At 63.8% G+C, this 21,060-nt stretch carries 21 protein-coding genes and 1 pseudogene; 19 read left to right on the plus strand and 3 right to left on the minus strand.

Features of this window, described 5'->3' with window-relative positions:
* The first annotated feature begins 171 nt into the window (after positions 1-171).
* The 8 genes from RX328_RS27095 (at position 172) to RX328_RS27130 (ending at position 7,895) form a co-directional block, all read left to right on the plus strand.
* Complete coding sequence (locus RX328_RS27095; RefSeq protein WP_213247439.1) at positions 172-1,302, plus strand: YadA family autotransporter adhesin; 1,131 nt, start codon at positions 172-174, stop codon at positions 1,300-1,302.
* Between the two features lie 35 nt (positions 1,303-1,337).
* Positions 1,338-1,922 (plus strand): hypothetical protein, encoded by a 585-nt coding sequence (locus RX328_RS27100; protein ID WP_409410728.1) that lies wholly within the window; start codon positions 1,338-1,340, stop codon positions 1,920-1,922.
* Positions 1,923-2,218: 296 nt separating this feature from the next.
* Positions 2,219-2,698, plus strand: a complete 480-nt coding sequence (gene aroQ / locus RX328_RS27105; protein WP_213247441.1) for a type II 3-dehydroquinate dehydratase — start codon at positions 2,219-2,221, stop codon at positions 2,696-2,698.
* Between the two features lie 86 nt (positions 2,699-2,784).
* Positions 2,785-3,282 carry an acetyl-CoA carboxylase biotin carboxyl carrier protein gene (gene accB, locus RX328_RS27110; RefSeq protein ID WP_213247443.1) on the plus strand — a complete coding sequence of 166 codons (498 nt, stop codon included), beginning with the start codon at positions 2,785-2,787 and terminating at the stop codon, positions 3,280-3,282.
* Between the two features lie 87 nt (positions 3,283-3,369).
* On the plus strand, positions 3,370-4,731 hold the full coding sequence (gene accC, locus RX328_RS27115) for an acetyl-CoA carboxylase biotin carboxylase subunit (RefSeq protein ID WP_213247445.1): 1,362 nt from the start codon (positions 3,370-3,372) through the stop codon (positions 4,729-4,731).
* A gap of 106 nt (positions 4,732-4,837) precedes the next feature.
* The gene (locus RX328_RS27120) at positions 4,838-6,370 is read left to right on the plus strand and encodes a sensor histidine kinase (protein WP_213247447.1); all 1,533 of its coding nucleotides are present in this window, start codon (positions 4,838-4,840) and stop codon (positions 6,368-6,370) included.
* Positions 6,367-6,807, plus strand: a complete 441-nt coding sequence (locus RX328_RS27125; RefSeq protein ID WP_213247449.1) for a response regulator — start codon at positions 6,367-6,369, stop codon at positions 6,805-6,807. Before RX328_RS27120 ends, RX328_RS27125 begins: the two co-directional genes overlap by 4 nt.
* Positions 6,804-7,895, plus strand: coding sequence for a sensor histidine kinase (locus RX328_RS27130; protein WP_213247451.1), 1,092 nt, complete (start codon positions 6,804-6,806; stop codon positions 7,893-7,895). Before RX328_RS27125 ends, RX328_RS27130 begins: the two co-directional genes overlap by 4 nt.
* A 184-nt stretch (positions 7,896-8,079) precedes the next feature.
* Here the strand turns inward: RX328_RS27130 and RX328_RS27135 are convergent, their stop codons facing one another.
* Positions 8,080-8,868 carry an IclR family transcriptional regulator gene (locus RX328_RS27135; protein WP_213247453.1) on the minus strand — a complete coding sequence of 263 codons (789 nt, stop codon included), beginning with the start codon at positions 8,866-8,868 and terminating at the stop codon, positions 8,080-8,082.
* Between the two features lie 171 nt (positions 8,869-9,039).
* Between RX328_RS27135 and RX328_RS27140 the strand changes: the two genes are divergently transcribed.
* The 6 genes from RX328_RS27140 to RX328_RS27165 are packed head-to-tail and all read left to right on the plus strand — an operon-like array spanning position 9,040 to position 13,667.
* Positions 9,040-10,017: a Bug family tripartite tricarboxylate transporter substrate binding protein gene (locus RX328_RS27140; RefSeq protein WP_213247455.1), complete on the plus strand. Its 978-nt coding sequence runs from the start codon at positions 9,040-9,042 to the stop codon at positions 10,015-10,017.
* Positions 10,018-10,028: 11 nt separating this feature from the next.
* Positions 10,029-10,646 (plus strand): flavin reductase family protein, encoded by a 618-nt coding sequence (locus RX328_RS27145; RefSeq protein ID WP_213247773.1) that lies wholly within the window; start codon positions 10,029-10,031, stop codon positions 10,644-10,646.
* A gap of 46 nt (positions 10,647-10,692) precedes the next feature.
* Entirely contained in the window at positions 10,693-11,547 is an 855-nt protein-coding gene (locus tag RX328_RS27150) for a fumarylacetoacetate hydrolase family protein (protein WP_213247457.1), read from the plus strand.
* A gap of 3 nt (positions 11,548-11,550) precedes the next feature.
* Positions 11,551-12,354 (plus strand): 2-oxo-hept-4-ene-1,7-dioate hydratase, encoded by an 804-nt coding sequence (hpaH, locus tag RX328_RS27155; RefSeq protein ID WP_213247459.1) that lies wholly within the window; start codon positions 11,551-11,553, stop codon positions 12,352-12,354.
* Between the two features lie 29 nt (positions 12,355-12,383).
* Positions 12,384-12,767 carry a RidA family protein gene (locus RX328_RS27160; protein WP_213247461.1) on the plus strand — a complete coding sequence of 128 codons (384 nt, stop codon included), beginning with the start codon at positions 12,384-12,386 and terminating at the stop codon, positions 12,765-12,767.
* Positions 12,768-12,791: 24 nt separating this feature from the next.
* A complete protein-coding gene (locus tag RX328_RS27165; RefSeq protein ID WP_213247463.1) occupies positions 12,792-13,667 on the plus strand; it encodes an amidohydrolase family protein in 876 nt (291 codons plus the stop codon).
* A 12-nt stretch (positions 13,668-13,679) separates the two neighbouring features.
* On the opposite strand, the pseudogene RX328_RS43860 reads toward RX328_RS27165, so the two are convergent.
* Positions 13,680-14,620 (minus strand): annotated as a pseudogene (locus tag RX328_RS43860) (AEC family transporter).
* A gap of 132 nt (positions 14,621-14,752) precedes the next feature.
* Between RX328_RS43860 and aat the strand changes: the two are divergent.
* A complete protein-coding gene (aat, locus tag RX328_RS27180) occupies positions 14,753-15,427 on the plus strand; it encodes a leucyl/phenylalanyl-tRNA--protein transferase (RefSeq protein WP_213247465.1) in 675 nt (224 codons plus the stop codon).
* A gap of 138 nt (positions 15,428-15,565) precedes the next feature.
* Here the strand turns inward: aat and RX328_RS27185 are convergent, their stop codons facing one another.
* A complete protein-coding gene (locus tag RX328_RS27185) occupies positions 15,566-16,552 on the minus strand; it encodes a DUF2155 domain-containing protein (protein WP_213247467.1) in 987 nt (328 codons plus the stop codon).
* Between the two features lie 297 nt (positions 16,553-16,849).
* Here RX328_RS27185 and RX328_RS27190 point away from each other — a divergent pair, with 297 nt between their 5' ends.
* From RX328_RS27190 to RX328_RS27205, 4 genes are all read left to right on the plus strand, one after another.
* Positions 16,850-17,629, plus strand: a complete 780-nt coding sequence (locus RX328_RS27190) for an SDR family NAD(P)-dependent oxidoreductase (protein ID WP_213247469.1) — start codon at positions 16,850-16,852, stop codon at positions 17,627-17,629.
* 113 nt (positions 17,630-17,742) lie between these two features.
* Positions 17,743-18,690, plus strand: coding sequence for an alpha/beta hydrolase (locus RX328_RS27195; RefSeq protein ID WP_213247471.1), 948 nt, complete (start codon positions 17,743-17,745; stop codon positions 18,688-18,690).
* Between the two features lie 61 nt (positions 18,691-18,751).
* Positions 18,752-19,972 (plus strand): SLC13 family permease, encoded by a 1,221-nt coding sequence (locus RX328_RS27200; protein WP_213247473.1) that lies wholly within the window; start codon positions 18,752-18,754, stop codon positions 19,970-19,972.
* A 155-nt stretch (positions 19,973-20,127) separates the two neighbouring features.
* Positions 20,128-21,009, plus strand: coding sequence for a hypothetical protein (locus tag RX328_RS27205; RefSeq protein WP_213247475.1), 882 nt, complete (start codon positions 20,128-20,130; stop codon positions 21,007-21,009).
* The last annotated feature ends 51 nt before the right edge of the window (positions 21,010-21,060 follow it).

Here is a 21,060-nt window from a genome sequence, read left to right on the forward strand (position 1 = left end):
CGCTTGGTTCGATCCCTCTGACGTTCGTCAGATGCGGCCGCTGCAGCGCTTGGGCCAGGGTCGCTTCACGGCAGATTGAACTAACAGAATCGTGCCGTCCGCCGTGGGAGCTTGCATGTCTGACATTCACCAAACGGTCATTTCACCGGCCGGCGATGAGAAGGGCCGGCGATGACAAGCTTTCCGACAGCGGGTGCCGCGGATTGGGCGACAGCACACACTTCCGACGGGCATCATCCACACGACCTCCGGACGCGACTGCTTGCCAGCGGCGTGCTCTCCGGCGGGACATTGCGAGGGCTGGCGCTGGTCGCCGGCGTTTCGATCGCAGCGGCAACCCTCTGTGCCGTTCCGGCGATGGGCCAGCAATCCCTCGACGGCGGGACGGCCACCGGCGCCAATGCCTACGCTTCCGGCAATGGCGCGACCGCGACTGGCATCGGCGCGACCGCGATCGGTCAGGTCAGCACCGCAAACGGCGCCCTCGCTACAGCGACGGGCGCATTCAGCACCGCGAATGGCGGGGCCGCCACCGCAACCGGCCAGGGCAGCAGGGCGACCGGCGCCAGCGCGACGGCGACGGGCGCCGGCAGCTTCGCGATCGGCGCCTCCGCCACCGCGACGGGTGCGCTCAACCTCGCCAATGGCGACTTCGCAACCGCCATGGGCCACAGCAGTAACGCAAACGGGACTTTCGCGACCGCCACCGGCCAAAACAGCTTCGCCAACGGCGCAACCGCCAGCGCGTTCGGCCAAGGCAGCAACGCCACTGGCGACGCCACCACCGCGATCGGCCAGGCAAGCCAGGCCACTGCCACCGGCGCGACCGCGCTTGGTGCCGGCGCGCAGGCGCTAGCCGCGAATTCGGTGGCGATCGGTGCCGGTTCTGTAGCGAGTGCTCCTAATACGGTATCGTTCGGCACCGCCGGCAACGAACGGCGGCTAACCAATGTGGCGGCCGGAATCAATCCGACCGACGCGGTCAATGTCAGTCAGCTTTCCAGTGTCAGTTCCAACTTCCAGTCCCAGATCAGTTCATTGCAGGCACAGATCGGCGACAACCGTACCGAGGCGCGGCGCGGCATCGCGGCTGCGGTCGCGACTGCAAGCGCGCCGATGCCCTCGGCGCCGGGCAAGACGACTTGGCAAGTTCGTGGATCGACGTTTCAGAGCGAGGCGGGATTCGGATTTGGATTTGCCCATCGCCTCAACACCGGCGTGCCGCTCAGCATTGTCGGCGGATATGGCAACGGTGGCGGCACTCAACATACCGCCTATATCGGCGTGGGAGGCGAGTTCTGACGGTGGCAAGCTTCCGGCGCCACTGGCGAGTACTGTTGGTTGCAGCCGGGCTGCTGGTGACGACGTCCGCCGGCCATGCGCAGACATCAGCGCAAACGCCGAAACCCGCGCAGATCGATCGCAACGGGGTGCTGATCCTGATCAGGTCGTCCCTGCTCGCGCTCGATCAGGCCAACAAGACCGGCAATTATACCGTGCTGCGCGACATCGGCGCGCCCGGCTTCCAGAGTAACTCGGCCGCCCGGCTCGGTGAGATCTTCGCCAAGCTGCGCAACGACAGTCTCGATCTCTCCGGCGTTGCTGTGATTGATCCGCAGCTCAATCTGCTGCCGCAGATCGAGGCCAATGGCCTGATGCGTATGGCGGGCTTCTTCCCTTCGGTGCCGACGCAAGTCAATTTCGATCTGTCGTTTGCGCCGGTGAACGGACAGTGGCGGCTGTTCGGCATCTCTGTCGGCGTCGGATCGTCCGCCCCCGCCGCACCTGAGCCACCCGCGCAGCCGATCGCGCAAAGGCCTCCTCCTAACAACGCCAAGCAGGCCGCATCAGCAAAGCCCGCGCCCGCGATCAAGCTCGCGCCGCCGGAGAACAAGCCAACCGGCAACCAGCAACCTAAATAGACTGGGCGCGCGGCCTGCAATGCAAGGTGCTGCATCTCGGGCAGCACAATTTCCGCAGTGCCTCACCGAAAGCCTGCGAGGCCAGAACCGGTGGTAATGTGGGGTGATCCCACCGCCCCGGTTACTGTGCCCTTCTCTTGACATTGGTTAACGGAACAGATTCAGCAGGTTCTGTTCGCCTTTTTATGAACAGGATGAGGCATTTGAAAGGGGTCCAGAACGGCCTAAAGGCTTCCCCTTGGCCGCGTTGTTACCTATAACCCCGCGACCCGCCCGCCCCTTTTGCTGGAATCTAGATGGCCCAAGGAAGCACCCAAGCCTCTGCCGCGACGATTTATGTGCTCAACGGCCCGAACCTCAACATGTTGGGGACGCGCGAGCCCGAAACCTACGGCCATGCTACGCTCGCCGACGTCGAAAAACTTTGCGTCGAAACGGCAGCACAGTTCGGCCTGAAGGCCGATTGCCGCCAGTCCAACCGCGAGGGCGAGTTGATCGACTTCATCCATGAGGCGCATGCGAAGAAGGCGGCCGGGATCATCATCAACGCCGGCGGGTATTCGCACACCTCGATCGCGTTGCACGATGCGCTGGTCGCGGTCAAAATCCCGACGGTGGAAGTGCACATCAGCAACATCCACGCCCGCGAGAGCTTCCGTCACCACTCCTTCACGGCCATGGCCGCCTTTGCATCGCTCTGCGGTTTCGGCGTCGATGGCTACCGGCTCGCAATATCAGGCCTGGCCGCCAAACTCGGCGCCAAGGCCAAAGACTGACTTCAAAAACTGACCTCAAAAATCTGACGTCGAACGACACCTGACGCTTAAGCCGTCACCCACATCGAGAATTCCGGATCAAGAGCATGGCCCGCCAGCCCGACAACAAGTCAGCGGACAAATCAGCCGCAAACCTAAAGAGCGACGACAGCGAGCTCATTCGCGAACTCGCGCTGTTGCTGGACGAGACCAGCCTGACCGAGATCGAGATCGAGCGCGCTGGGCTGCGGGTGCGTGTCGCGCGCAACATCAGCGTGTCGGCGGCGATGCCGGCGAGCTTCCAGCCGGCGCCGGCTGCGGCGGCAGCTATCGCTGCGGCGAGCGCTGCGGGTGCTGATCTGGCCAAGCATCCAGGCGTGGTCCCCTCGCCGATGGTCGGCACCGCCTATTGGGCGCCTGAACCCGGCGCCAAGCCGTTCATCGAGGTCGGCACCAAAGTCTCGGCCGGCCAGACTCTCCTGATCATCGAAGCGATGAAGACGATGAACCAGATCCCGTCGCCGCGCGCGGGCACGGTGACGCAAATTCTCGTCGAGGACGGCCAGCCGGTCGAATTCGGCGAGCCATTGGTCATTATTGAGTAGATGGCGAATGGCGAGTAGCGAATAACGAATGGTCTTGAGCGCTGACCATTCGCCATTCGCCACTCGCTACTCGCCGGCGGGAGCCGCATGTTCGACAAGATCCTCATAGCCAATCGCGGCGAAATTGCCCTGCGCGTGCTGCGCGCGTGCAAGGAGCTCGGCATCTCCACCGTTGCCGTGCATTCCACCGCCGACGCCGACGCGATGCATGTGCGGCTCGCCGACGAGAGCGTCTGCATCGGGCCGCCGCCTTCCAAGGACTCCTATCTCAACGTCCCGGCGCTGCTCGCGGCCTGCGAGATAACGGGCGCGGATGCCGTGCATCCCGGCTACGGCTTTCTTTCCGAGAACGCCCGCTTCGCCGAAATCCTCGCCGAGCACAATCTGCATTTCATCGGCCCGAAGGCCGAACACATCCGCCTGATGGGCGACAAAATCGAGGCCAAGAAGACCGCCAAGCGGCTCGGCATTCCGGTGGTACCGGGCTCCGACGGCGCGGTCTCGTCGGACGACGACGCGCTGGCGATCGGCAAGGCGATCGGCTTTCCTGTGCTGGTGAAAGCGGCGGCCGGCGGCGGCGGACGCGGCATGAAGGTGGCGCGCACCGCCGACGACCTGATGCTGGCGCTGTCCACCGCCTCCAACGAGGCGAAATCCGCGTTCGGCGACGCCTCGGTCTATCTCGAAAAATACCTGCAGAAGCCGCGCCACATCGAGATCCAAATTCTCGGTGACGGCCGCGGCGGTGCGATCCATCTCGGCGAGCGCGATTGCTCGCTACAGCGCCGTCACCAGAAGGTCTGGGAAGAAGGCCCCTCGCCGGTTCTCGCCGCCGCCGCCCGCGCCAAGATCGGCGAGACCTGCGCCAAGGCGATGCGGGACATGAAATATCTCGGCGTCGGCACCATCGAATTCCTCTATGAGGATGGCGAGTTCTATTTCATCGAGATGAACACGCGCATCCAGGTCGAGCATCCCGTCACCGAGAGCATCACCGACATCGACCTCGTGCTGGAGCAAATCCGGATCGCCGCCGGCGGCGACTTGCCCGCGAAGCAGGACGAGATTGCTATCATCGGGCATGCCATCGAATGCCGCGTCAATGCGGAAAACCCGCAGACCTTCCGCCCCTCGCCCGGCAAGATCACGCAATTCCACCCGCCCGGGGGGCTCGGCGTGCGGATCGATTCCGCGGTCTATCAGGGTTACGTCATTCCGCCCTACTATGATTCACTCGTCGGCAAGCTGATCGTGCACGGCAAGACTCGCGCCGAATGCCTGATGCGGCTGCGCCGGGCACTCGACGAGATGGTGGTCGACGGCATCGAAACCACGCTGCCGCTGTTCCGGGCGCTGGTCCGGGAGGCCGATATCATCAACGGCGACTACCACATTCACTGGCTCGAGCAGTACCTCGCCGGCCAGCCGGCGGACGGAAAAGCGCCGTAGCTGCCTCGGAAGTTCCCCTACCAATGGAACCAATTAGACCCTCCCGGTATTAGGAGGTGTTGGGGCATTCAGGCAGGGCAGTTTCGTCTTTATGAACCGAGATCTTGTGACCGCTGATGCTCAGCGCCGGCGCGCCATGGGACAAATCCTGCTGCTCGCGGCGGCATTGTTGGTGCTGGTAGCCGTCAGCGCCGCCTCCGTCATGCTCGTCAACGAAGCGCGCAAGGCCAACGCTTCGGTAGTTCAAACCATTGAGGTGCAGAATCACCTCAATGCCCTGCTCTTGGAAATACGGCGAGCCGAAAGCGGCGCCCGCGGCTATCTCTTGACCTCGGGACCGGAGTTTCTTCGCGACCACGATTCTGCAGTGTCCAATGTCCTGCCCTATTTCGAAAAGTTGGAGCGATCGACGAGCGACAACGCCGCCCAGGTCGAACACTTAAAGAAGCTGCGGCCAGCGATCGAGACCCGGCTCAGCCAGTTCGCCAAAGAGATGACTTTCGTCAAGCAGGGCGATCCGCAGAGTGCTACCGCCCTGGTACGCGAAGCGGCTGCCGGCGATACGAGCACGATCATCCGCGATGTCGCACAGGCTATGCGGGCCGAGGAAGACCGGCTGTTTCTGGCACGCACCGCGACCGCAGATCGCACTCAGCAGTTGGCCTCGCTGGTGACGGTGGCGGGATCTGGCCTCGTAATCGCGCTCGCCGGAATTTCAATCTTTCTGGTGCGACGCTCATCGCGCGCCCGCGACGAGGCCGAGACGCAATTGCGCGACAGCAATCTCAATCTCGAAAACACCATCGACGAGCGCACGGCGGACCTGCGCGAGGCCAATGACGAGATCCAGCGCTTCGCCTATATCGTCAGCCACGATCTGCGCTCACCGCTGGTGAACATCATGGGCTTCACCAGCGAGCTCGAGGAATTGCGCGGGGACATCTTCAAACGGATCGCAGCACTTTCCCGCGCGCAATCCGAAGCGCCGCCCGCCCCGGAAAATGCCACCGATACCGCCGAGCCCGTACTCGAAGGTCAAGACAAGAAGCTCTCGGAGGACTTCTCCGAGGCGCTCGCCTTCATTAAATCGTCGATCGGCAAGATGGATCGGCTGATATCGGCGATCCTCAATCTCACCCGCGAGGGGCGGCGCGAGTTCGAGCCGGTCTGGATCAATACCAAAGAGCTGATCGAAGGCATTGTGGCGACCGTGGCGCACCAGGCCGCGGAAGCCCAGGCCGAGATCCGGATCGACGCATTGCCGAATATCGTCAGCGATCGCCTTGCGCTGGAGCAGATATTCTCCAATCTGATCGACAATGCGCTCAAATATCTCAAGACCGGCGTCCCCGGCGAAATCACGGTTCGCGGCCGCACCAAGCTCGGCTTTGCGGTTTTCGAGATAACAGACAATGGCCGCGGCATCGATCCCAAGGATCATCAGCGCATTTTCGATTTGTTCCGCCGCGCGGGAACCCAGGACAAGCCGGGACAAGGCATCGGGCTTGCCCATGTACGCGCATTGGTGCGCCGCTTGGGAGGAACCATGTCGGTCGCATCGGAACTTCACCAGGGCAGCACGTTCACGATCACGCTGCCTATTAATTGGCCAGCGGGTAACCGGAACATACGGACATGAGTAATCCAGTCACCATCATCATGATCGAGGACGACGAGGGCCATGCTCGCCTGATCGAACGGAACATCCGCCGATCCGGCGTCAACAACGAGATAATACCGTTCACCAGCGGTACAGAAGCGCTGAACTATCTGTTCGGCAAGGACGGGACGGGCCTCGACCACAAGGGCGGCGCGCTTCTAATTCTGCTCGATCTCAACTTGCCCGATACGTCCGGCATCGACATTCTGAAACGGGTGAAGGAAAACCAGTATCTCAAGACCACGCCGGTCGTGGTGCTGACCACGACCGACGACTCCTACGAGATCAAGCGCTGCTACGAACTCGGTTGCAACGTCTACATCACCAAGCCCGTGAACTACGAAAGCTTCGCCAACGCCATTCGCCAACTCGGTCTGTTCTTTTCCGTCATTCAGGTCCCTCCGGCCGCCACATGAAACCCGCGACGCCGACACTGCTCTATATCGACGACGACGCCGGCCTCGCCCGGCTGGTCGACCGCGGCCTGACGCGGGCAGGCTTCAAGGTCGTGCACGCGGCGGGCGGCGAAGAGGGGCTGGCGCGGCTGGCGCAAGGCGGTATCGATGTGATTGCGCTCGACCAGTACATGCCGGGTCTCGACGGCCTCGAAACGCTCGAACGCATCATGGCGATACCGGACGCCCCGCCGGTGGTGTTTGTCACGGCCGCGCAGGATTCGGCAATCGCTGTCACGGCGCTGAAGGCCGGCGCCGCCGACTATCTCGTCAAGGACGTCAGGGGCGATTTCATTCCGCTGCTTCAGGTCGCGATCGACGGCGCGCTCAGGCAGGCCGAGCTTCAACGGGCCCGCGACGAGGCCGAAGCCGAGGTTCACGCCTCACGCGACCGCTACGCGGCGCTCGCCGCCGAACGTGAAGTGCTGCTGCGCGAAGTCAACCACCGTGTCGGCAACTCCCTGCAGATCATCGCCTCGCTGCTGCACCTGCAGGCCAATTCGGCAACCCAGGACGATGTCAAGGCGGCGCTGACCAATGCGATGGGCCGCGTCGCCGCGGTCGCCCAGGTCCACCGTCGTCTCTATACTTCGCACGATCTCAAGAGCGTGCTCTTGAACCAGTATCTCGAAGCTCTACTGGAAGATCTGCGCCGCTCGGCCGAGGGCAACAAGATGTCGCGGCTGACGCTCAAGGCCGAACCGATCGAGATCGACCCGGACCGCGCGGTGGCGATCGGCATCATCGTCAACGAACTGGTGATGAACGCCGTCAAATACGCCTATCCCGATGGCGCCGGTCCCATTCACGTCGAGCTCAAGCCCGACGGCGAAGACCTCGTGGTCTCGATCGCGGACGACGGCGTCGGCCTCAACGCCAAGTCAGACCCGCGTTCCACCGGCATGGGACAACGCATCGTGAGCGCCATGGCCGCCAAACTGGATGCCAGTGCCGAGCGCGATCCCAACCACCACGGCACCAGGATCGTACTGCGCTTCCGCCGCGTCGCGGCAGCGGCGCCGAAGTCGAACAACGCCGCGGCGAGCTAGGCTTTGCGTTCCCCGGATGCTGCGCATCGTGCCGCACTTGCGGCATGGTGCGCTGCTGATCCGGGGTCCCGTCCAACGGCATAGCATGGGTCCCGGCTCTGCGGAGCGGCGTCGCACGCCGCACCGCGTCCGGGACATGAGGCCGGCTCGAAGGACGTCCTTTCCACGCGATCTTGGTTCACGGTCAATCCCTCGCCGTCGCCGCCTCTATCGCCCGCGCAGCCGCGACAAGTGCGTCCGCCACCTCGATCGCACGACGCGGACTCAACCTGTTGCGGATGGCGGAGAGCGTAATCGCGGCGGCGGGCTGGCCGTCAGGAGTCCGGATCCAGGCCGAAAGCGACTTCGTTCCCTGCACCAGGCCGACATCACGCAGATTGTAGCCTCGGCGGCGCGCGAGCTGGATTTGGCCAAGCACGGTGGCCGTATCGGTCCGGTAAGCACCAAATCGCGTTTCGTTGGCGAGCACGATCTTGCGCGCCTCTGCTGACGGCATGGCGGCCAGGATCGCCACTCCAGCGCTGCTGACGCCCAGGGGACGGCGTACACCGACCTCGATCGACAACACCTGGATCGGATAGCTGCCGATGCGGCGCGCCACGCAAAGCGTATCAAGGCCGGTGCGTACCGTGAGAAACAAGGTATCGCCGAGTTGCGCCGACGCCGCCGCCAGATGCGGCTCGGCTGCAATCATCAGGGGCGAACGCGATGGACGCGCCAGCGCCAATTCGGGCACCTGGCGGCCGACAACATAATTTCCCGTCCGCTCGCTGCGCTCGACAATCCCCTCCTCGATCAGCACGTGCACGATGCGATGTACCGTAGGGCGGGCGAGCGAGGTCGCCTGCACGACTTCAGCCAGCGGTACGCCTCGTTCCCCGCCAACCGCGAGCGTCCGCAGCACGGCCAACGCGCGGCGGATCGCCTGCCCACCCTGTAGCGGCCCTCGTGCTTTTAATCGACCGTTCGTCATACGCCCTGCCCGCTGTCCACATTGTGGACAAAAACACCACAATTTGGTCGACAGCGGAAGGGCTGCGCGCAAGATCGCGGCGCGGAACAATACATGCGCGCATGCCGCTCGGACGGGGCTCGCGCAAAACAAGAATGTAGCGGCAGATGTGCCGCTTTTCGGGAGGATGCGATGAAATTTTTCGCGATCGCAGGCGTCGCTCTGTCGGCACTATTCACGGCAGCGTTGAACACACCGGCAGACGCCCAGCAATGGCCGGCGCGTCAGGTCAAGCTGATCGTCCCTTACCCGGCAGGCGGCAATGTCGACAGCGCCGCGCGCGTCATCGCCGACAGGCTGCAGGCGAAGCTGGGCCAACCGTTCATCGTGGAAAACAAGGCTGGCGCCGGCGGACTGATCGCCGGCGAGGCGTTCGCGAAAATGCCACCCGACGGCTATGCCTTGTTCGTCGGCGCCAATGGTCCGGTGCTGTTCGCACCCGAGATCGCCAAGCGCGAGGCCTACAACTGGAAGCGGGACTTCGTTCCCATCACCTCGATCACGATGACGCCGCTGGTGCTCGAAGTGCATCCATCGGTGAGGGCCAAGGACCTGAAGGAATTCATCGAGCTCGCTCGCCGCGATCCGGGCAAGCTGACGATGGCCTCGCCCGGCCAGGGCACCACCAACCATCTGCTCAGCGAACTGATGCAGTCGACGCTGGGCCTGCAATGGCTGACGGTTCATTACCGCGGCAACGCGCCCGCTCTCAACGACCTGATCGGCGGACAGGTGCAGTTTGCGCTGGACCAGATCTCCGTCGGATTGCCTTCGATCAAGAGCGGCATGCTGCGCGCGCTCGCCGTCACCGGTAGCCACCGTGCCTCCTGGCTGCCGGATGTCCCGACCTTCACTGAACTCGGCTACAAGGAATTCGACGGCCAGACTTTTACCGGCCTGTTCGCGCCGGCTGGCACGCCGGCCGAGATCGTGACCAAGCTCCACGATACTCTCGCAGAGATCCTGAAAGATCCCGCGATCGTTCAGAAATTCAACGCGCTTGGCGCCGAGGCCGTATCTATGACGCCGGCAGAGTTCACGAGCTATCTCGAACGCGAGGACGCCAAGTGGATTCCCGTCGTCCGCAAGGCGAACATCAAGGCTGATTGAAGCGCATCGCGATGCTGATCGATCCTGCATATCTCGATGCTGAAACGGCTTACCGGCTGATCACGGGCGTTGTCGTGCCCCGTCCGATTGCCTGGGTAACCAGCCTGTCGAGCGGCGGCGTGCTCAACCTCGCCCCGTTCTCTGCCTTTACGTTCGTCTCCCCGAAGCCCCCGATGCTGGCCATCAGCGTCGGCCGCAAGGGTGGAATCTACAAGGATACGGCGCAGAACATTCTCAACAACGAGGAATACGTCGTTCACATCGCAGATTCCAGCCTGATGACCGCGGTGCATGAGAGCTCCACCGAACATCCGCCCGACGTCAGCGAAGTCGAGGAATTGCGGCTTTCGACGCTGCCGGGAGAGCGGATCAAGGTGCCTCGTCTCGCGGCCGCGCCGATTGCGATGGAATGCCGCTTCCGCCAGTGCCTCGAATTCGGCGAGACCCGCAGCCGGCTCATCGTCGGCGAAGTGCTGGTCTTCCACATCAGGGATAGCCTTTTGAATAACGGCAAGATCGAGACCGAGGCGCTCGACCCGATCGCCCGCATCGCCGGTCCGCGTTACGCCAAGCTCGGCGAGATCGTCACCCTGAAACCCGTGTTTCAGACTTCGAAGACTGAATCCTGAAGCGTGCCGCGCCATCGCGCGCCGCGCTAATCCGGAGACCGATCGCATGCATCTTTTGAGCTATCTTGCAAACGGCAAGCCGCACTTTGGCGCCAGCATTCCCGGCGGCATCGTGGACCTGACCGGACGAACGACCTTTGCCGACCTGCGGGCGCTGATCGCCGGAGACGGACTGGACGTCGCGCGTCAGGCGATTGCCGGACAGAAGCCGGACTATGCACTCGAGGACATCACGCTGCTGCCGCCGATCCCGGCTCCGGGAAAGCTCTGGTGCATCGGCGTCAACTACAAAGAGCGCAACGCCGAGTACAGGGATAACTCGGACCTGCCGAAATATCCGAGCCTGTTCGTCCGCAACCCCTCCTCCGTCGTCGGGTCTGGTCAGCCGATCGAGAAGCCGAAGGTCTCCGAACAGCTCGACTATGAAGGCGAGCTTGTGATCATGATCGGCAAAGAAGGCCGGCACATTCCCCGCGAGCGTGCATGGGAGCACATATTCGGCATGACGCTGTGCAACGAGGGCAGCGTTCGCGACTGGCTGCACCACGGCAAGTTCAACGTCACCCAGGGCAAGAATTTTGACCGCTCGGGCAGCATCGGGCCGTGGATCGTCACGTCAGACGAATGCGATCCGCGCGGCCCGCATGACATCATCACCCGTGTCAACGGCGAGGTGCGCCAGAGCGACTCCACCGAGCGGCTGATGTTCCCGTTCGATTACCTGATTGCCTATCTCTCGACCTTTGCCACCTTAAGACCCGGCGACATGATCGCGACCGGTACCCCGACCGGGGCCGGCGCCCGATTCACGCCGCCGCGCTGGCTCAAGGTCGGCGACGTCGTCGAGGTCGAGTCCGGAAAGATCGGCATCCTTCGTAATACTGTGGCCGCGGAGCAATAGAAGATGCTCGATCAACAAACCGTCGAACGGCTGGCGCAGCGCCTCGATGATGCCGAACGCAGCAAGTCGCTGATCCCGGCGTTCACGCGTCAATATCCTGATCTCACGATCGAGGACGCCTACGCCATTCAGCGCGCCTGGACCAAGTTGCAGCTCTCCCGCGGCCGCACCGTCAAGGGCCACAAGATCGGCCTGACATCGAAAGCGATGCAGAACGCCGTCGGCATTTCCGAGCCGGATTATGGCGTGCTATTCGCCGACATGTTCTATCCCGACGCGTCGGCGATCCCGTTCGATCGTTTCCGTGCACCCCGTATCGAGGTCGAACTGGCCTTCGTGCTGAAGGCGCCGTTGAAGGGTCCGAATTGCACGCTGTTCGACGTGCTCAACGCTACCGATTACGTCACGCCGGCGCTCGAAATTCTCGAAACCCGGATGCATCGCGTCGATCCCGAGACGAAGGCGCCGCGCAAGGTGATGGATACGATCTCCGACAACGCCGCGAATGCCGCGCTGGTCGTCGGCGGCCGGCCCATCCGGCCACTCGACGCCGACCTGCGCTGGATCGGCGCGCTTCTATTCCGCAACGGCCAGATCGAGGAGACCGGCATTGCCGCCGGCGTGCTCAACCACCCCGCCAACGGCGTGGCCTGGCTCGCCGATCGGCTGGCCGCCCAAGCCGAGTATCTCGAAGCCGGTGAGGTGGTGCTGGCGGGATCGTTTACGCGCCCGGTCGAGATCATCAGAGGCGACACCTTTCATGCCGATTACGGCCGGTTCGGATCGGTGTCCTGCCAGTTCGTCTGAACGAGAAGCATCCTGGAGGTAGAGCAGCGATGACAAGGCGCAAGAGCATTCATATCGGCGAGTTCAAGCACGCCAATCCCATTCCGAACGCCTGCCGCATCGGCAATCTCCTGATGTCCGGCGTCATCCTCGGCCGTGATCCCGCGACTGGCGCGATGCCCGAGCGCATCGAGGACCAGTGCGCCAACATGTTCGCGCATATGAAAGCCATCGTGGAAGCCGGCGGCGGCACGACCGATGACATCATCAAGATGACGGTATGGCTGCAGGATCGAAAGCAGCGCGCGCCGATCAATACCGAATGGCTGAAGATGTTTCCCGACGAGCATTCGCGCCCTGCCCGCCATGCGCTGCAGATGGACATGGAGAATGGCGCGCTCGTGCAATGCGATTTCACCGCTGTGATCGACTGACCGCGATCAGAAAGGGAAACCGAGATGCCGACCTATCTTCCGTTCGATCCGAACCCGCGCCGCCCCTCAAAACTGCCGCCGCCAAAGAGCATCGACAGCCAGTTTCACGTGATGGGTCCGCTGGAAAACTATCCGGTGCGCCCGGGTGCCGCCTACCAGATGCCAACCGCGACCTGGGAAGCCGCGCTTCGCGTCCACAAGGCGCTCGGCATCGAGCGCGGCATCATCGTGCAGACCACGACCTATGGCGCCGATCATTCGGTGGTGCTCGATGGTCTTGCCGCGATGGGACCGAACTATCGCGGCTGTGCCAACGCGCTGGTGTTTGCCGAAGCCGATGACGCCTATCTCGCCAAGCTGCACGATGCCGGTGTCCGCGGCGCCCGTTTCAGCTTCCGGCAGGAACTCGGCGCGGTGCTCTCGGACAGGGATTTTGCCCGCGCCATCGCGAAGATTCGCGAACTCGGCTGGTACGCAAAAATTCAGCCGGAGAAAGACGGCATCGTCTCCAGCGTTGCCAAGTACGAAAATCTCGACGTGCCGGTGCTGATCGATCACATGGCACGCCCTGACCCGACCCGCGGCAAGGACGACCCGAACTTGCAGAAGATGCTGGAGCTCCTGTCGAAGGGCAATTTCTGGGTGATGCTGTCGCTCGGCGAAAAGACCTCGAAGAAGGGCCCGCCCTGGGGCGACGTCATTCCGATTGCGCGCGCCTATATCGAGGCGGCGCCCGACCGTTGCGTCTGGGCGAGCGATTGGCCGCACCCCGTTTCGGTCGTCCAGCCGCCCAACGATGCCGACCTGCTCGAACTTCTCTACCGCTACGTAGCCGATGAAGCGGAGCTGAAGCGGATCCTGGTCACCAACCCGGCCAAACTATTCGGTTATGAGGATTAGGCCGTATTGCACCTAGCGCAGGACGGCCGTCACGAATAACACGACAACGGGCAACGTCACCGCCGCCAACGTCGTGCCGAGCGCGACGGCGCCCGAGACGGCTTCGGTGAGCCGTCCGTACTGGGCCGAGAAGATGTAGGCATTGGCGCCGGTCGGCATCGCGGCGAAAAGAACGACCACGGCTGCGGAAATGGGCGGCAACGCCAGAACGTGGAACGCGAGGACCGCCGCAACGGCCGGCATTGCCAAAAGCTTGAGCGCGCACATCACCGCCATGGCGAGCGCCTGGCCCTTGATCCTGAAACCAAAGAGATTGATGCCGAGCGCGATCAGGGCCGTGGGCGAGCCCGCCTGCGCCAGCAGTTCCAGAGTCTTGTCCGCGACGGGGTTCAGCCCCAATCCGATAAGGCGCCAGAGAAAGCCGAAGCCGAGCGCGAGCATGATCGGATTGCGCGCGATTTCGCGCACGGCCCGCAGCACCAGCAGCGGCGCCGTCTCGGAAGATTTCGTTCCGCCCACGCTATCTGCAGCGTGCCGCAGAGCCAGAGCAGCGGCGTGTTGACCGACAGGATCAGGGCCATCGAGCCGGCGGCCTGACTTCCCAGCGCCGACAACGTCAGGGGAATGCCGAGCATCACGACGTTGCCGTAGATCGAGCCGATCGCGAGCACCACGCCATCCGCCCGGGATTGCCGAAGAAGAGATGACGCCAACAGTGCTGCGATCCACGTGACCGCCGTTGCCCCGTAATAGGCGCCCCATACCGAGAAGGCGCTGACGGCGGGAAATTCCGCGACGACCACGATCCGGAACAGCAGAGCCGGAATAGCGATGCTGAAGGCGAACTCGGCAATGCCCTTATGCGCCGTCGGCGAGATGAAACGCAGCGCGACTGCCGCATAACCCGCCGCGATCAAGGCGAACACCGGAACAACGATCAACACTGCGCTCATGCCGCACTCATCTTCGAACTTCGGCCGGGCAAATACCCCGTCGTCATCCGTTTCGCATGGATGCGGCTATGCTGCGCACCAATTTGTTATGGAACGTAGCATACGCCCCGTGCCTCCTGCTATCATCGGCACATGACCTCGCGCGAGTCTGCTGCTTCCGAAATCACGCCCGAAGTGCTGCTGCGGGCCTATGCCTGCGGCATCTTCCCGATGGCCGAGAGCGCCGGTGATCCGACGCTGTTCTGGGTCGAGCCGGAAATGCGCGGCGTTATTCCGCTCGACGGCTTCCGCATCACCTCGCGGCTTGCCCGCACCGTGCGTTCGGACACTTTCAGCGTTACCGTCGATAGCGCCTTCAAGGCGGTCATCGCGGGCTGCGCGGCGCCGCAGCCGGGCCGCGATGACACCTGGATCAACAAGCGCATCCGCGATCTCTATCTCGGGCTCCACGAGCTCGGGCACTGCCACAGCGTCGAGGTATGGCAGGACGGCGATCTCGTCGGCGGCCTCTACGGTGTCAGCCTGGGACGAGCGTTCTTCGGCGAGAGCATGTTTCACCGCGCGCGCGACGCTTCCAAAGTGGCGCTGGTGCATCTGGTGGCGCGGCTGATCGCAGGCGGGTTCGAGCTGCTCGACACGCAATATGTCACCGAACATCTGCGCAGCTTCGGCGCGGTCGAAATTCCAAGGCGCCGCTATCGCGCCTTGCTCGACAAGGCGATCGCGGGCGAGCCAGCGGACTTTATGCGATTGCCGCCCAGCATCAGCGGCGCGGAAGCGCTCGCGATCATTGCGAAGGGTATCTGATGCGCGTGTAGCCCGGATGGAGCCAACGGGTCGCGCGAATGCGCGCCCGATGACAGGCTCCGCGCAATCCGGGATCGGTGTCACCGCGGAGAGAGGGCCCCGGATTTCGCTGCGCTCCATCCGGGCTACACTTAACACCTAATTCCCGAACAACCCACCAAACAGCCCGCCCGGCCGCTGCTGCGGCGGAGGCGGCGGTGGGGCCTGCTGCGGCTGCTGCTGGAATTGCGGTTGCGGCGGTGGTCCTGGCGGGCGCGGCGCCGCCTGCTTCGGCGGCGGCGGACGCTTCGCAGCCGGCGGCGGCGCGGCCGATTTCGCCGGATCGGGCTGCGCGCTGACAATGGTTTGGTCAGGGCCTTTGCAGTCGGTGAGCCAGATATCGTAGACCGGGTGCTCGACGCCATGCAGGCCCGGACTGGCGGCGAACATCCAGCCCGAGAAGATCCGCTTCACCTCGCCCTGCAGCGTGATCTCGTCGACTTCGACGAACGCATCGGTGTTGGCAGCTTCCGTCGATGGCCGCGTGTAGCAGGCACTGGTCTTCACGCGCAGCGCGCCGAACTGCACGGTCTCGCCGATGTCCTCCTCGAAATTGATGATGCGGCCGGTGATCTTGTCGAGGCCGGAGAAGCTCGCCTTCTTATTGGTGATCTTGGTGGCCGGCGGCTCGGACACGACCTCGTCGCCCGGCTGCAGGGTCGCCGGCGAATTGGGCACGCCCTTGGCCGGGGGCTGGCGCTGACCCGGCGGCGCGTTGGCGACGCCCGGACCTCCGGGCTGCGGCGGCTGAACCGCGACGCCCGGCTGCGTCCCCTGCGGAGGGGCGGTGGTGCCCGGCGGCGGCGCCAGCGGCTGCGACTGGAAACTTCCCGGCGGCGGCGCGCCCTGCCCCGGCGGCGGACGGTTTGGCGTCGGCAGCAGGCGGCCGCGCGGCAGTTCCGGCACTTCCTCGTCGTCGTCGGGGAATTGTTGCTGCTGCTGGTTTCCGCGGGGAATGGCGCCCGGCGGCCGCAGCGGAGGATCGGAAAAGATATTGCCGATCTGCGCCTGCGCGGGCGGCGCAAGCGAGGTCATGGTGGCGGCAATCAGGGCCGCAAGACCGGTCAGGGCAATGGTTCGAAGCATCTCGCGCGGCTTTAACAGGGCGAATCGGGCTCGCGACATAGTACAGACTTATCGTACAGACTTATCCGCCGCTCGCGTCCCTCCCGGTTAACACGCTGATTACGGCGGGGAAAGGGCGGTAGCCCCGTTCCCGCCGCACTCGATCATGGCCCGGAAAGGCGGAAGCCGGTTTTCGGAACATCGCTCCATGATCTAGTCAGCCCCGCCTGCAGATGGAATAGTGGCCCCGATCGCGCGCCCCCGCGCGAAAACCACCAAAATCCGGGATAACCGGACGAGCCAGAGGAAACCTCAGACATGCCCGATCGAATTCGCCTCGATGGCCGGGTTGCCGTCGTGACCGGCGCGGCCGGCGTCATTGGAACCGCGACCATCCGCCTGCTCGCCGAGCGCGGCGCCCGTATCGTTGCGATCGACCGCAAGGAACAGGATCTTGCGGCTGCCATCGAGGACCTGCCGGCCTCGGCCGAAGCGCTCGCGATCGCGGCGGACGTCACCCGGGAGGAAGAAGTCGCGGAATATGTCCGCGCCAGCGTCGACAGGTTCGGCACGATTAATGCCTTCTACAACAACGCCGGCATCGAGGGCGACATCAAGCCGATCCCGGAATATTCGCTGGAGAGTTTTCGGCGCGTGCTCGACGTCAACGTCGTCGGCGTCTTTCTCGGCATGAAGCACGTGCTGCCGGTGATGCTGAAGCAGAACAAGGGCAGCATCATCAACACCGCCTCCATCGCCGGCCTGATCGGATCGCCGATGATCGCCGTCTACAGCGCCAGCAAGCACGCCGTGATCGGGCTTACCAAGAGCGCCGCCTGGGAGTGCAGCGGTACCGGCGTGCGGGTGAACTGCGTCTGTCCCGGCCTGATCGACAGCCGGATGCTGAGCACGATCCTGCAGGGCCGCAATCCCGGCAATGAGCCGCCGCAGACCGAAAAGATCGTCGACCGGATTCCGGCGCGGCGGCTCGGACAGGCTTCCGAAGTCGCCTCCATCGTGGCGTTCCTGGCCTCCGACGAGGCCAGCTACGTGTCGGGCTCCGCCTATACCGTCGATGGCGGCCGCACCGCCGCTTAACATCGTCATTCCGGGATGGTCCGAAGGACCAGACCCGGAATCTCGAGATTCCGGGTTCGCATCTTCGACGCGCCCCGGAATGACAAACTCAGAAACAGAGGTCATTCCCAACCATGCCCGTCACGCTCGATCCCGATGCCGCCGCCGTCTACAAGGCTTTCCAGGAGGCGGGCCGTCCCGCCTATGAGACGCTGACCGCGCCGGAAGCGCGCGAATATTATCGAAGCGCCCGCGTCGTCAGTAATCCCGAACCGCCCGCGCTCGAATCGAACCAGCCGCTCGCGATTCCCGCGCCACACGGCACGATTCCGGCGCGCATCTACACGCCGAAGACGTTGCGCAAGAGCGACGGCCTTGCGCCGTGCCTGGTCTTCTTTCATGGCGGCGGCTGGGTGATCGGCGACCTCGATACCCATGAAGTGGTCTGCCAGAAGCTTGCCCATGAGGGCGAGTTGATCGTGATCTCGGTCGACTACCGGCTGGCGCCGGAGCACAAATTTCCCGCCGCCGCCGACGACGCCATCACCGCAACCAAGTGGGTTGCCGCCAATGCCAGCCAGCTCGGCGTCGACGCAGCCCACTTGCTGGTCGGCGGCGACAGCGCCGGCGGCAATCTCGCCGCCGTCGTGGCGCTCGCCGCACGCGACGGCGACGGCCCAAAACTCGCGGGGCAGGTGCTGATCTATCCCGCCACCGACTTTGCGATGACGCATCCCTCGCATAGCGAGCCCGAGACCAGCATCCTGCTGACGCACTCCGTGATCAAATGGTTCTGCAACCATTATCTGAACGGCGCGGCCGACATCGAGCATTGGAAAGCCTCGCCCGCGCGCGCGAAAACGCTCGCCGGCCTGCCGCCGGCCTACGTGCTGACTGCGGGTGCCGATCCGCTCCGCGACGAGGGTGCCGAATATGCCGCGCGGCTCAAGGAAGCCGGCGTGCCCATGACCTACCGGCATTTCCCCGGCCAATTCCACGGCTTCTTCACCATGGGCAAGCTGCTGCAGCAGGCCAACGTGGCCGTCAGCGAAATCGCCGGGTGGCTGAAAGCGTTGAAATAATGCACATTGCGCAACACTATCGATAAGCCGTGAATTTCTCCTGCGCATATTCGGGGCCGCTGTGATCGAACCAATCCTCCTATTTGGCATACCCGTCGATTTTCTGCTGTTCGCGCTGACGCTGCTCGGCGTCGCTCTGTTCCATCACCATACGCTGCGCGTTGCCCTGACGGGACTGGCCGCCATCGTGATCTACAAGCTGATCTTCACCGGCTTCAAATACGGTGCGGGTATTAATGGCCTCGGTCACCACATGGCCCATGAATGGGTTACGCTCGGCAATCTGTTCCTGCTGCTGATGGGGTTTGCGCTGCTGTCTCGACATTTCGAAGACAGCCGGATTCCGGACGAGATGCCGGCATTGCTGCCGGACGACTGGAAGGGTGGCGTCGTGCTGCTCGTCCTTGTGTTCGTGCTCTCGAGTTTCCTCGACAACATTGCCGCCGCGCTGATCGGCGGCACCGTCGCGCGACATGTATTCCAGGGCAAGGTTCACATCGGCTATCTCGCCGCGATCGTCGCGGCCTCGAACGCCGGCGGTGCGGGCAGCGTCGTCGGCGACACCACCACCACCATGATGTGGATCGCAGGCGTCAGCCCGCTCGCCGTCGTGGAGGCCTACGTCGCGGCCGTTGTCGCGATGCTGATCTTTGCGGTGCCGGCCGCAATCCAGCAGCAGCGCTTTTCGCCAATCCAGAAGAATCCGCCGAGCGGATTGAAGATCGACCGGACGCGGGTGTTCATCGTCGCCGCCATTCTCGTCGCGGCGCTGGCAGCGAACATCATTGCCAACGTGAAATTCCCGGCCGTGCTCGAGAGCGTCCCCGTTCTCGGCATCGCGGTGTGGGTGGTCATCCTGCTGACGGCAGGATTGCGCGCGCCGGATTGGAAGGTGATGCCGGAAACTTTCAAGGGCACCATCTTCCTGCTCGCGCTCGTCACCGCGGCCTCTCTTATGCCGGTCGAAAGGCTGCCGGTGGCGTCATGGCCGACTGCGTTTGGACTTGGCTTCATCTCTGCCGTGTTCGACAACATTCCCCTCACCGCGCTCGCGTTGAAGCAGGGCGGCTATGACTGGGGCTATCTCGCTTATGCGGTCGGATTCGGCGGCTCGATGATCTGGTTCGGCTCATCGGCCGGCGTCGCCTTGTCGAACATGTATCCGGAGGCGAAGTCCGTCGGACGCTGGGTCAGGCACGGCTGGCCTGTGGCGGTGGCCTACGTCATCGGTTTCCTGGTGATGCTCGCTATCCTTGGCTGGCATCCCGACCCGCGGGTTTAGCGCGGTCGAAGGCGATTGCCGGCCTCGCGTCGGCAATCATCTATTGGCCGGCGAGGCTGTACCGACTCAGGCCGCAATGTTATCCAAGTTTCCGACTAGCTCTCGCACGCAACAACTCTGCCGGTGATTCGGCAGCAATCCGCGAGGTGATTGCAATGGCATTTTTCAGGCGCGAGCTCGGCCCGATCGAGCGCTTCGAGGTTGCGCTGAAGGACAAGCTGACGGCGCGGCAGAAGTTGGCCGAGCGGTTGAGCGTCGCCGAATCGGAACTTGCGGAAAAGCGCGCTGCCGCCGAACGGCTGGCGGTAGCCGGTGCCGACAATTCCCGGCTCGATCGGGCCGAAGCCAGCATGCGCGCCGTCGAAGACCGCGCCAAGACGTTGCGCGCCGAATTGGTGGAATTCGACGACCAGGTGGCCTCGGCCGAGCGCGCGCTCGCTGACGCCAAGGCCCAACGCGACCGCGACGCGCTGGCTGACCAGATCGAGGCGATGGCGGCGGCGATCGAACGGGCTGCACCCGGGTTCGAAGCCGGCACCACAGCGCTGGTCGAGGCCGTTACAAAAAGTGCGCTGTCGATACCTGAAGCGACCCGCTTCTCGACCAGTGTGGAAGCGGTGCGTAGCGAGGTCCGCGCCGCGGCGGATCTGATATGCTGGGAGCTGCGTTCCGCCGCGGTGCGCACGCGCGCGGGCAACGCCAACCTCGCCAATCCGGCGCCATCCCTGTCGGAGCAGCCGCCATCGGCAGAGACCGAGCGGCAATTGATGTACACCCTCCATCCCCTGCGTTGGCGCGAGGACGGCAACGTGCGCAAAGTTCCCGCCTTTGCGTTGGTCGGGCTGCCCAAGGCGCTGCTGCCGGTAGCGCTGCAGCATCAGCACGTCGATCATCTCAATGCCCGCCGCGTGCAGACCCTGATGCATCTTCACGGCAGCGCAGGGAATGGCGAACCGCAAGACGATGATCCGCAGCTTGTCGATCTGGACGCCTTGCTCACAGAGGAAACGCAGAGCGCGCAAGCCGATGTTGCCTGAGCCAGCGCAGATGGCCACCGACAAGCGCTGAACCAACCGCTCCAGCGGACG

The organism is Bradyrhizobium sp. sBnM-33 (genome assembly GCF_032917945.1).
GTDB lineage: Bacteria > Pseudomonadota > Alphaproteobacteria > Rhizobiales > Xanthobacteraceae > Bradyrhizobium.